11 protein-coding genes are annotated in these 12,013 nt (G+C 65.8%); 7 read left to right on the top strand and 4 right to left on the bottom strand.

All coding sequences use genetic code 11. The annotated features are described in order from the left end of the window. Positions 1 to 124 precede the first annotated feature (124 nt). Together JOD63_RS17420 and JOD63_RS17425 are read left to right on the top strand one after the other, a co-directional pair. A complete protein-coding gene (locus JOD63_RS17420) occupies positions 125 to 1,570 on the top strand; it encodes an MFS transporter (RefSeq protein ID WP_052682349.1) in 1,446 nt (481 codons plus the stop codon). Continuing rightward, on the top strand, positions 1,567 to 3,579 hold the full coding sequence (locus tag JOD63_RS17425) for a hypothetical protein (protein ID WP_045274514.1): 2,013 nt from the start codon (positions 1,567 to 1,569) through the stop codon (positions 3,577 to 3,579). Before JOD63_RS17420 ends, JOD63_RS17425 begins: the two co-directional genes overlap by 4 nt. 23 nt (positions 3,580 to 3,602) lie before the next feature. Here JOD63_RS17425 and JOD63_RS17430 read toward each other — a convergent pair whose 3' ends face one another. After that, complete coding sequence (locus JOD63_RS17430) at positions 3,603 to 3,782, bottom strand: hypothetical protein (RefSeq protein WP_045274513.1); 180 nt, start codon at positions 3,780 to 3,782, stop codon at positions 3,603 to 3,605. A gap of 615 nt (positions 3,783 to 4,397) precedes the next feature. On the opposite strand from JOD63_RS17430, the gene JOD63_RS17435 reads away from it, so the two are divergent. Next, positions 4,398 to 5,597 (top strand): sensor histidine kinase, encoded by a 1,200-nt coding sequence (locus JOD63_RS17435; RefSeq protein WP_084613351.1) that lies wholly within the window; start codon positions 4,398 to 4,400, stop codon positions 5,595 to 5,597. Further along, a complete protein-coding gene (locus tag JOD63_RS18315; RefSeq protein ID WP_045274512.1) occupies positions 5,594 to 6,259 on the top strand; it encodes a response regulator transcription factor in 666 nt (221 codons plus the stop codon). Before JOD63_RS17435 ends, JOD63_RS18315 begins: the two co-directional genes overlap by 4 nt. Positions 6,260 to 6,316: 57 nt before the next feature. On the opposite strand, the gene JOD63_RS17445 is transcribed toward JOD63_RS18315, so the two are convergent. The 3 genes from JOD63_RS17445 to JOD63_RS17455 form a co-directional block, all read right to left on the bottom strand. Then, the gene (locus JOD63_RS17445; RefSeq protein ID WP_052682345.1) at positions 6,317 to 6,823 is read right to left on the bottom strand and encodes a DUF1269 domain-containing protein; all 507 of its coding nucleotides are present in this window, start codon (positions 6,821 to 6,823) and stop codon (positions 6,317 to 6,319) included. A gap of 186 nt (positions 6,824 to 7,009) precedes the next feature. After that, positions 7,010 to 9,220: an MMPL family transporter gene (locus JOD63_RS17450; RefSeq protein WP_045274511.1), complete on the bottom strand. Its 2,211-nt coding sequence runs from the start codon at positions 9,218 to 9,220 to the stop codon at positions 7,010 to 7,012. 293 nt (positions 9,221 to 9,513) lie between these two features. After that, a complete protein-coding gene (locus tag JOD63_RS17455) occupies positions 9,514 to 9,729 on the bottom strand; it encodes a substrate-binding domain-containing protein (RefSeq protein ID WP_045274510.1) in 216 nt (71 codons plus the stop codon). 383 nt (positions 9,730 to 10,112) lie between these two features. On the opposite strand from JOD63_RS17455, the gene JOD63_RS18110 reads away from it, so the two are divergent. From JOD63_RS18110 to JOD63_RS17465, 3 genes are all read left to right on the top strand, one after another. Continuing rightward, the gene (locus tag JOD63_RS18110) at positions 10,113 to 10,655 is read left to right on the top strand and encodes an SDR family NAD(P)-dependent oxidoreductase (RefSeq protein ID WP_271180699.1); all 543 of its coding nucleotides are present in this window, start codon (positions 10,113 to 10,115) and stop codon (positions 10,653 to 10,655) included. Beyond that, positions 10,648 to 11,121, top strand: a complete 474-nt coding sequence (locus JOD63_RS18115; protein ID WP_271180700.1) for an SDR family NAD(P)-dependent oxidoreductase — start codon at positions 10,648 to 10,650, stop codon at positions 11,119 to 11,121. Before JOD63_RS18110 ends, JOD63_RS18115 begins: the two co-directional genes overlap by 8 nt. A 668-nt stretch (positions 11,122 to 11,789) precedes the next feature. Then, the gene (locus tag JOD63_RS17465) at positions 11,790 to 11,972 is read left to right on the top strand and encodes a MarR family transcriptional regulator (protein ID WP_045274509.1); all 183 of its coding nucleotides are present in this window, start codon (positions 11,790 to 11,792) and stop codon (positions 11,970 to 11,972) included. Positions 11,973 to 12,013: the final 41 nt, after the last annotated feature.

The raw sequence follows: 12,013 nt of genomic DNA on the forward strand, positions 1-12,013 counted from the left end.
AAATCGCACAACATGCGAAAAGTGCTTGCGGGAGCGAAAATCGCATGGCATGCTACTTTCATCCGACCGAGACAGCCTCGATGCCGTGCGCTGCGAGTCGGGCATCACTGTTGATGGGACGACCATGAGCGAGACCTTGTCTGCCGAACCCACCGCGAATCGTCGCGGCGAGGTTGTCATCGAACCGCGGGAGCCGGGAACGGCGACCATCCTCATCAAGGGCGTGCGGTCACGCCGCTATCTGACGTGGTTCACGATCCTCACCATCGCGACAACCGCGATCTGGGGAGGCATGTCGATCCTGCTCGCCAACCACGTCCAGATGCTTGAGTTCGGCAACTGGTTCACCGGGAACGACGCGAACCTGAATTTGCAGGAGCTCACCGCTCTCAAGCAGCAGATCGACGACGGAACGGCAACAGCCACGGCTGAGCAGGTGCGCCAGCTCGCGATCCTCGCCCAGTTCGACGCCGCCCGCGCGCAGTCGCTGTCCATCATCGCGTCGGTCGGCGTCGTGCTGACGATGCTCGTTCAGCCGCTGGTGGGCGTCGCATCCGACCGCACCCGCTCGCGCTGGGGACGCCGCACCCCCTGGATCCTGTTCGGCACCGTCGTTGGCGCCGTGCTCCTGGTCGGTCTCCGGTTCGCTCCCACCGTCGCGATGCTCGCCGTGATTTGGATGCTCGCGCAGGCCGTCATCAACGCGGGCCTCGGCCCCCTCAACGCCACCGTCGCAGACCGCATGCCCGAGAACCGACGTGGAACCGCGTCCGCCCTCGGCGGGTTCGGCAACTTCTTCGGCGGTGTGCTCGGCGGCGTGTCCGCCGGCGCCCTCTTCGCCTTCCTCGGCCTGGACATGTACTTCGTCTTCGCCGCGTTCCTTGCCTTCGCCGGCGTCATGTTCGTGCTGTTCGCCCGCGAGGACTCCTCGAGGGCGCTAGAAGTGCCCAAGTTCGACTGGAACACGTTCTTCGTCGGATTCACCATCGCCCTGCGCTCCCGCAACTTCCGCTGGGTGTGGGTCGCACGCATCCTGCTCACCTTCGGCTACGCCGTGTCCACCGCGCTCTCCCTGTACATGCTTCAGAGCTACATCCGCCCGGCCCTGGGCGTCGTGGAGGCGACTCAGACCTCGGCGATGCTTGCCCTTGCCGGCGTGCCGTTCCTCATCGTCGCAGTACTCATCGCAGGGAAGCTGTCGGACAAGCTCCAGAAGCGGCGCTCGTTCGTCATCTTCTCGTCCTTCCTGATGGCGCTGTCCATGCTCATCCCCATCATCTCGCCGACGCTGCCCGGACTGTTCCTTCAGGCCATCGTCGGCGGCATCGCCTTCGGCACGTACCTTCCCGTCGACCAGGCGCTGTTCATCGACGTCCTCCCTGACGAGAAGGCTGCAGGTCGAGACCTCGGTGTGGCCGCACTCGGCAGCAACCTCGGTCAGGCGCTCGGCCCTATCCTCGCCGGCACCGTCGTCGCCGTGACCGGCAGCTACCTGGGCGTCTGGGTCGCCGCGTTCGTCCTGGTGATCCTTGCCGCGGTCGTCATCTTCCCGCTGAAGGGTGTCAAATGAGCACGCTGACCACACTCGAGCCGCTCGCGGAGCACCTCGACTTCGGAGCACCGTTCATCGACATCGACGAGTGGCGACAGCAGCCCATCGCGCATCGGTACGTGCACGGCGGGTTCTCCGACTCCGACATCCGCTTCTCCTTCTACCTCCCTACGGCGGAGCATTATGAAGGCAGGTTCTTCCAATACATCACCCCAGTACCCGAGAGTGAGAACACCCTCCAGGCCCGCGAGGGTGAGGACGACACCATCTTGTTCGCTCTCGTCAGCGGCGCCTACCTCGTGGAGACCAATGGTGGCGGCCCGGTAGCCGCAGACCCCTTCTCCGGCGTCGACCCGGCCATCGGCGCGTACCGCGCGAACGCCGCCGCCGCGACCTTCTCGCGCGTGGTGGCGGAGGAGATGTACGACCGCGGACGCCCGTTCGGGTACTCGTTCGGCGGCAGCGGCGGCGCGTACCGGACAGTCGGTGGCCTCGAGAACACCGTGGGCGTCTGGGACGGTGCGGTGCCATTCGTTCTCGGTTCCCCGATGGCGATCCCGAACTGCTTCACCCCGCGCCTGCACGCTATGCGAATCCTCGGTGACAAACTGGATGACGTCGTCGACGCCATGGACGCAGGTGGTTCAGGCGACCCCTACGCCACGCTCAGCGCCGAGCAGGAAGCGGCACTGCGCGAGGTCAGCGGTATGGGCTTCCCCCTTAGGTCCTGGTACGGCCACCGCACCATGGGCATGCACGCGCTCGCCGTCCTCTATCCCGGCGTCCGCGCGATGGATGCCTCCTACTTCGACGACTTCTGGACCGTCCCGGGTTACCTCGGCGCAGATCCGACATCGTCCGTGCACGAGGACCGCGTTGTCCTTGCGACCACCATCGACATGCTGCTGACCGTCGAGGATCTGGTCGCGGCAGGAGTCGATGTCTCGTCCATTCCGGGCGCGTCCACCGGGAACGCCGATGACGCGTGGCTCGGCCGGGATCAGGCGGCGATCGTCGGGGCGAAGTTGGCCGTGGTGCCGACACGGGATCCGGGGTTCGCGGAGCTCGTCATCGGACCCGACGGCGCGACGCGGATCGTGCTCATGCAGGTGCTGGGAGATGTCGTGGTGTTCGGGCCAGCCGACCCCGGCCAGATCGCAGCCCTGTTCCCAGGTGCACCCGTCACCCTCGACAACAGCGGCTTCCTCGCGGTGCAGACCTACCATCGCCACCAGGTCCCCGGACCCGAGTACAGCGTCTGGGGCCAGTTCCGTGACGTGAACGGCGACCCCCTCTACCCGCAGCGACCGTTCCTCGTCGGGCCCCTCTTCACCGCGGGCGCTGCAGGAACGGTCCCGACCGGCAAGTTCGAAGGCCGTGTGATCCTCGTGGAGTCCCTGATGGACCGCGAGGCCTACCCATGGCAGGCCGACTGGTACCGGGCGCGCGTAGAGGAACACCTCGGTGCCGACCGCCTGGATGGCCGGTTCCGGCTCTGGCTCACCGACCGGGCACTGCACGCGGACACCGACGTGCGGGATCACCCGGATCAGTCCATCAGCTACGGCGGAATGCTCCACCAGGCGCTCCGCGATCTCGCCGCCTGGGTGGAGCAAGACATCGAGCCGCCCGCGAGCACCGCCTACCGACTCGACAGCGGTCAGATGCTCACTCCCGCCTCAGCGCGAGAGCGACGCGGCATCCAGCCGACGCTGACGCTCTCGGCCAACGGGGAGTCTCGCGCTGAAGTCGAGGTCGGCGAGAATGTGCAGCTGGTCGCTGCGGCCGAGACGCCGGGACTCGGAGCGTTCGTCAGATTCGAGTGGGACCTCGATGGCGACCAGGTGTTCGACGTGGTCAGCGACGTTCTGCCGGACGCCACCGCAACCCAGACGCGTTCCGTGTCGTTCGATGCTCCGGGAACCTACTTCGTGACAGTCCGCGGGTTCGCGAAGCGCGACCCGCAGGATCCGCGACCGTTCGCACGGCTGTACAACCTCGCACGCGCGCGTATCGTCGTTCGGTGAGCGTGTGACGAGGGCGGGCGGTCTCAGGAGTGGCGAAATCGTCGGCGCTCAGCCGACAGCTGAACGACTCGAACGATCTGCGAGGCGATGACGATCCCGGTCATCACGATGCCGGTGACGACGAGAGCGCCCGCTTCCGCTACACCCATCGCGGTCATGAAGACGCGGTCCGTGAACGTGAGGTTCGTCGTTCCGGCGCTCATGATGTGGCAACCGTTCCCTGTGGCGCGCGGGGAGCGAGGTCCCAGCTGCTCACGTACGCGGTCGCGACGGTGCCGACCTGAATCAGCGATCCGGCCACCAGCATGAGGAGGCTGTACGCGGGGTGTCCGACGCGGGGTCCGCTCGGCGGGGCCGCGGGTGTCTGTTCGGTCTGTCGAAGGTTGTGGTTTGTCATGGTTCAACCCTCGTCAGGTGCCCTCGCTTGCACGTCGTGCGGGTGGACGAACCTCCGTCGTTCAAACGCAGTAGCCCTGCCTGTCAGGGCCGATCGGTTTCGCGTTCGTGCACGTTACGGTCTCGCGAATACTGCGGACGCAGTACACAGCTCGCTTCGCGCAGACGACGTATCCCCCCGCGCCGGAATGCAGAGTTGCTGTCAGACCCCACTTGGGTCGAGCAGAGGAGAAGAGCAGATGAGCAAGCGGAAGAAGATCGCAGTTGGTGTGACGCTGGTGGGGATTCTCGCCACCGTCGGCACCGTACTCGGGGTGCGACGCGCGCGAGCAGCGGCGTGACCGGGCGAGCGGCACTGGACGAACGCTCCAGTGCCGCTTCGCGTGCGACTCGCTCCACTCGCCTTCCTAGCAGACGCGGCGATGGCGCATGATGGCGCAATGACCTTGGAGACCTCATCCTCCGGCTGGACGTGGCCACGCCAGTCATGGTTCCTTCGTGGTCCGCTGCTCTCCACCATCGCGATGGTCGCTGCTGTGGCCGCGCTCGCCACCGAGCTGACTGTCATGCTCATCGCCGCCGAGGAGTCATGGGGCTACCTCGGCATCGGACTGTCGGCCATCGGGCTCCTCGTGATCTTCCGAGCACGATGGGTCGGCCTATCGTTGACAACCGCCGGTGGGATCGCGAGCGCCCTCTTCGCCGACGAGTACATCGGTGTGTGGACGGTCACCGTCTTCGCAACCTTCATCTTCGCGCGCCAAGGTCGCCACGTTCTCCCCGCTGTCACCGTCTCCGCATCATCCCTGTACCTCGCGCTCGTCCTGCGTGAAGGCGGGGACTTCGACGCCGCGGGTGCACTCATCGCGGCGACATTCTGCGTCGCGGCCGGCGCCGCCGGCAGCGCAGTGCGGTTGCAGACCGAGTCATGGGATGCGGCTCGGCAACGGGCCGAGGACCTGGCGATGGCACAGGCCGCGCAACTCCAGCAGGCAGTCACCGATGAGCGCCTACGCATCGCACGCGACCTGCACGACGTCGTCGGGCACGAGCTCGCGGTCGTGAACGTGAATGTCGGCGTGGCCGAGATCTCGCTGCCCGAAAACAGCGACGCGTCGCGAGCCGCGCTGCGCTCTGCACGCGAAGGGCTTCAACGCACCCTTCAGGAGACGCAGCAGATCCTCGATCTCCTTCGACGCACGAACGACGAGAACGAGCACCGCGTCGAACTGCCCCTCGCCGAGCACATTCCGTCAATGGTCGAGCGCCTTCGAATCGCCGGGAGTGTTGTGGAGACCGAGATCGTCAGCCCTCTGCCTTCGCTCGACGCCGAAGTGTCCGCCGCCGCATACCGAATCGTGCAGGAAGCGCTCACCAACGCCGGAAAGTACGGCACAGGCCCCGCACGGTTGACAGTGGTCGCCACAGACGGCTGGCTAGACATCGACGTCGTGAACGCCATCCGTCGCGATGACCCGAGCGTGAACTCGGAACGCGACGGATACGGGCTTGTCGGCGTCCGAGAGCGAACACAGGCGGCCGGCGGTGAGCTCACCGTCTTCCAGACGGATGACACGTTCCGGCTGCATGTCGAACTGCCCACGAAGGGAAGACCGCAGTGATCCGAGTACTCATCGTCGACGACCAGGAGATGATTCGCACTGGTCTGCGCACCATCATTTCCTCCAGCCCCGATCTGGAAGTCGTCGGCGACGTCGGCGACGGGTTCCTCGCCCTCGAGTACCTGGATGCGCACCCCGTCGACGTGGTGCTGCTGGATATCCGCATGCCTGGAATCGACGGTGTGGAGACCACAGCCCGCATTCGGAAGACCCATGCGCCGGAGCGGGTGAAGATCATCATCCTCACCACCTTCGAGCAGGAGGAGAACGTTTATGCTGCGCTCAGTGCAGGAGCGAATGGGTTCTTGGGCAAGGGTGTCGGGCCAGTTGAACTGATAGACGGCATCATCGACGTCAGCGCTGGCGGCGGCACCCTCTCTACCGCGGCTGCCGCAGCGGCGATCAGCCGGCTGGCAGAGACTCCGGTGCAGCGAGTGGATGAACCACTGGCTCGACGGTTTGAGGCGCTTACGGCGCGCGAGCGCGATGTTGTCGTCGAGGTCACGAAGGGCCTGTCGAACGATGAGATCGCCGCAGCCATGTTCGTCTCCCCGTTCACGGTGAAGACCCATGTGAACCGGGCGATGGCGAAGGTGGAGGCACGAGACCGGGCGCAACTCGTCGCGTTCGCTTACCGTGCGGGGATCGCGCCCTCGTCGTAGCGCTGCAGTGGACGTGAGAAGGGGCCCGACGGCATCGTCGGGCCCCGTCTGTGTCGGTCACCGAAAGAGGGGAGAGGTGACCGGGCTGAACGGCTCGGGGAGCCCATCGAACAGCGTCGCGACGTTCGCGTCGACCGCTTCGATGACGAACGCTCGGGCGTCGAGAGCTCGAAGCATCTCCGCAGCGGCAACGGTTGCCTCGGCCGCCATTTCGAAGATGACGACGGACTCGTTGGCAGCCAGGGAGTCGCCCAGGTCCTGCAGCTGGTCGTTCTTGAATCCCATGTCGCGCAACTTGGACGCCAGGGCGCCGACACCGCCGCCTGCGAGCATTCCGACGGGGCCTCCGATGAGGCCGATGACGGCTCCCAGCAGAGCGCCGCGTCCCGGGCCCCAGTCCTTCGTCTCGACATAGTGGGGCGTGCCATCTTGCCGGACGTGAATCACGGCGGTGTTGACGATGCTGCGGCCGTGCGCCGCGACCACGGCGGACGCGGCGCGGTGCGCTCCGTCGCTGGTACCGAAGGACGCCGCGAGGATCTTGCGGGTGGTGGGAGTGGTCATGGTCTTCAACCTCCTTTCGGGTCCGATGGATCTCATCGGCCCGTTTCATCAAGGCTCGGACTCGGAGCGCAGCTTCACGTCGTCTTCGTGGAGGACCTCACGTCGTCTGTTCGCAGTAGTCCGTGCGCGGCGAAGCAGAACGGGGTGGCTGCATCCTCGGCAGCCACCCCGTTCTTCCGGGGCAGGTCAGTTGACCCGCACCGGTTCGCGGAGGGGTTGGGCGTGGACGGCAGCAGGGGGGTTGCTGTCGAGCGAGTGGCCTTCCACGTCCACGTTGGGGAGGATGCGGTCGAGCCACGTCGGAATCCACCAGGCTGACTTGCCGAGCAGCGACAGGACAGCCGGCATCAGCACCATCCGGACGATGAATGCGTCAGCTGCGACACCGACCATCAGCCCGAATGCGATGGACGCGCCGATGGCGAAGTGGCTCGTCGCGAATCCGCCGAACACGACGAGCATGATGGTCGCGGCCGCGACGAGCACGGGCCCGGAGCGTGCGAAGCCTTCGCGGATGGACGGCTTCGGGTCCATGCCCTTCCGGTGCATCTCTTGGATGCGCGAGACGAGGAACACCTGGTAGTCCATCGCCAGCCCGAAGAGCACTCCGACCAGCAGGAGCGGGAGCAGGCTCAGCATGGGATCTCCTTGCGGAGCCGCGATGAGCGGGTCCAGCCAGCCCCACTGGAAGACGGCGACGGACGCCCCGAACGAGGCGCCGACGGACAGCAGGAATCCGGCTGTGGCGACGATGGGGATGAGCACGGAACGGAACAGCACGATGAGCAGAAGGATGGAGATGACGACGATGACGATGATGTACTTGATGAGCGCCTGCATGAGCTGCTCGTCCTGGTCGATGCCGATGGCCGTCTCACCGGTCACCTCGAGGGTCACCCCTGGGATCCTCTCGGCGTCCCGGATCGTGTGCACGATGTCCTTCGTCTCCTGATCTATCGGTCCGCCGTCCGGGATGACGATGATCCGTGCGGCCGTGCCGTCGGAGCTGACCTCCGCCGGGATCACCTGCTGGACGCCGGCGATGTCGGCGAGGTCGCGTTCGATGCTGCCCGTACTCGACGCCACGTCGTCGCCTTCTGCCAGCACGATGAGCGGACTCTGCGCGCCTCCGAACTCGGCGAGGATGAGGTTGTAGGCCGCGCGCTCGGTGGACTCCGGGTCGGCGCCGCCTGGCACGTTGAACGCGGTCTTCATGCTCAGCATGGGCAGGGCGACGACCACCAGGAGCAGCACGCCAGACAGGAGCGAGATCACGGGCTTGTTGACAACGAAGCTGCCCCACCCACGCATGATTCCACGCTTCTGCTTCTGCCCTTCGGCCCACAGCTCACCATGCTCGAGCGCGTGGCGCTGCTTCTTGGACAGCGCACGGACGCCGAGGAATCGCATGAGTGCAGGCAGCAGGGTGAGCGCGAGCAGCACGGCGACGAGCACAGCGAATGCGGCCGCGATACCCATCTCGGTCATGAAACTGAGGTTCGCGACGAGGAGCGCGACGAGCGCGACGATGACGGTGAGCCCTGCGAACACGACAGCGGTGCCGGCGGTGCCGGTCGCGCGAGCCACAGCATCGTCCACCGTCCTGCCTGCGCGGAGCTCGTTGCGGAAGCGGGACAGGATGAACAACGAGTAGTCGATGCCGACTGCGAGACCCAGCATGGACGCCAGGATGATGGTGTTGTCACCGATGGGCGTGAGTGAGCCGTAGGCGAGGATGCCCATGAGCCCGACACCGACGCCGAATACCGCGATGAGAAGGTTGACGCCGGCCGCGATGAGGGCGCTGAAGGTCAGAGCGAGGACAACGAACGCGATGAGCACGCCCACGCCTTCACCGATCCCGGGGGCGGGGGCCCCGAGCGGAAGGAGGTTGCCGCCGAGCTCGACTCCCAGTGCCGGGGGTGCGTTCTCCTGCAGCTCGAGGGCCGCGTCGTAGAAATCCTTCCCCTCGTCCTCCGTCAGCTCACCATAGGTGAGCGTTGCAACGGCGAGAGCCAGGTCCTCGGACAGATACGGGCGGGTCGGATCGAGCGGGTCATTGACCGACTGAACACCGGGAAGATCATTCGCTTCGGATAGCACTTCGGCGATGGCCGACGCGGTCGCATCGGACGTCACGTCGCCACTGTCGGGCTGGAAGACCAACTGGAGCGATGCCGTGTTGTCGTCAGCGGCCGGGAAGTGCTCCTCCATCCGCTCGAGCGCGAGGGACGCGGGCGAGTCGGGGATGGAGGTTTCGGCGGTGCTGTTGGAGTTCGCGTTGCTGCCAACGACGAAGACGCCGATGAGCGCGGCGAAGATCACCAGCCAGGCGACGATCACCACCCACCGGAATCGAGCGCTGAAGCGCCCGACAGCGGACAAGAACTGGGACATTGGAATCCTTTTGCAGGTTGAGGCGGAACAAGATCGTCCTCAAGGTTCCCCACCTGGGCGCCGTGACGAACCGTCCAGACGGATCGTCATGTGTACTCCAGACGCAGTAGGTCTCGCTTGCCGGCAGTGATATGAGCGATGCGGGTGCTCGTCTGCCGAGACGATTCATGCCCCGCGTGAGTGCGGGCAGCGATCAGTCGGCGCGATGCGAGGGACGCACAGGCGTTTAGGTCTCGACAACGGCGCGATCGGTCGCATCCTCGTCAGGCGCGATACGCCGCCTACGCGAATGATCAGATGGTCTCGCCGGCAATAAGGGACAACACCGCGGGAGCCACCGTGGGCCGCGGGGCTCCAGCGCCGAGGGCTTGCAGAAGGCTCGCCGCGCCGGCGTTGGCTGCAGCTACCATGTCGTACTCGATGGTGGTCAGACGAGGCACCGCAATCCGTGAGAGGTCGGTGCGGTCCATGCCGACGAGCGCGAGATCTCGCGGAACTTCCAGGCCCATTCGACGCACGTCGCAGTCGAGTCGAACCGGCAGCAGAACTCGCCGCTCCCGAGCCGCCGAGGCCGCTGTCCGCACAGTCGACGATCGGCGAATGGCTTGATCACCCGGTTGGAGGATCGGTCCTCGAAGGCCTGCTGTCGCGAATGGGAGCAACGGCGTCCAGCTTGGCGCCACTGCGCGGGGCTCCCCTCATGCAGTTGGTCGCGATGAGCAACGGAGCGCTTCCCGAGTCCCTCATCGATGGACTGGTCGCCACCGTACACGCAGCGGCCGGGGCGGATGCCGTGGGCTGAGCCGCTCTCTGACCACCTCCGGGCGATCACGTGCGCATGCCATCACGGTCGCCTCCTCGCCGCGCCACCACACTCACCGAAAGGACAGACATGACTGACCAGATGACCCCCATCGACGCAGAGAGCACGATCGGAGAATGGATGCGGCATCCGGTGGGTGCCCGGATCATCGCCGGCATCGCGACTCAAGGCGGAATCTCCGACAGCGCCCTCCGGCTCGCACGCAACGTACCGTTGAGTCGATTTCTCGGTGCGGGCGGCCCGCCGCCCGAGGGGATGATCGACAATCTCGTCGCACAGGCCAACGGGGGCGCCGCACCCGAAAGAGTTGCGCACACGTCATGGACCGAGGTCGTCGCAGCGGGTCGATTCGACGGCCAGACCATCATCGTCACCGGTGCGGCCAGCGGGATCGGGCGCGCCGTGGCGTCACGGATTGCGCGCGAGGGAGGCCGTGTTGTCGCGGTCGATCTGTCCGAGGAGCGATTGGCCGAGTTCGCCGCGAGCGTGCCCGAGGCCGACATCGTCTTGGTGGCCGGAGACATCACGGCAGCCGAGAGCATCGATCGCATCATCGCCGCGGCAGGTCCGCACATCGACGGCCTTGCGAACGTCGCCGGCCTGTTTGGATGACTTCAGCCCGATCCACGAGGTCTCGGACGAGACCCTCGAGCGGGTCTTCAACGTCAACGTGTTCGGCCTCATCAAGCTGACTCGTGCGGTGGTTCCCTTCATGATCGAGCATGGCCACGGATCCATTGTGAACATCGCGTCCGAAGCCGCCCTGCGTGGCTCGTCGGCTGGGCTCGCGTACACCGCATCGAAGAATGCGGTCGTCGGCGTCACCAAGAACACCGCTTACATGTACGAGCAGCACAACATCCGAGTCAACGCTGTAGCCCCCGGCGGCACCCTCACCGGCATGCGCCCGGGAAAGGTGAGCGCGTTCGGTCAGACCCGCCTCGACGAGCATGTCGCGGACGCCCCACTCGCCCTGCCGGAGGCTCTCGCCGCGTCGATCACTTTCCTACTCAGCCGCGACGGAATCAACATCAACGGTGCAGTGCTCCCCAGTGACGGAGGCGAATCCGTCTACTGAGTTCGTGATTTCGACGTCGCGCACTCTCATCGACGAGGGCGGAGGATTGTCAGACCCAAACGCTATCTCCCGGTCCTTCACGTCTTGCAGATCGAGAGTGGAGCAGGCAATGTCCGCCACGGAAGCCACCGCCTGTGCGAGTTCCGCTGCACCACCTCTCGCGTGAGAGGCGGAGCCGGGTGTCGGTCCCGATGCAAGTCCCCGCCATGTAGAAGCTGGGCGAGGGTGTCCCCTTGTGGGCGAGCCGAGGTGCGCCGACGCCGTCCGTGCGAAGCTGGCTCTACTGAGGTTCGTGGCGGGTTCGCGTGGGGTCCCCCAGGGGTCCCCGAGCATCCCGAGGACGCCGATCATGGCGAGCCTGAAGTGCACAGAGTGCGTAGAGTGCGACCCGCCGGGTAAATGAATCGCCTGATGAGCCAAGAACACCGCGGGACTCCGCGGCAGGAGGGCAATCGCCCTGGACACGCCCTGGAGTGCTGAATCTACACTGCTAAGGTGGAGTCCTCGCAAGGGGACCGAGGGTTCAAATCCCTCCGTCTCCGCAGAAAAATCCCCGGTCAACCGGGGGTTTTCGCGTTTCGGTCAGAAGGGCATGTTGCCCGGCGCATGCCAAGGTACGCCCACCCCGCGAACACGCGGAGGATCCCATCAACCTGCTCGGGAACGTCATGCAGGCGACCGTCATCGGTTACCTGCGGAAGAACCCTGGCCTCACGCGTCTCGAGATCGCCGATGGTGTGCATTCGCCGAAGATGACGATCGCGAACGGTCTCGAGAAGCTCGTCGACGGCGGTCTTGTCATCGCCGACCCACCTCGAGACGAGGCGATGCGCGGGCAGCGCATCCGTTAAATCGTCGACGACGCGAAGGTGACCGAGATGCTGATGCGGCT

The sequence above is a fragment of the Microbacterium terrae genome (assembly GCF_017831975.1).
GTDB lineage: Bacteria > Actinomycetota > Actinomycetes > Actinomycetales > Microbacteriaceae > Microbacterium > Microbacterium terrae.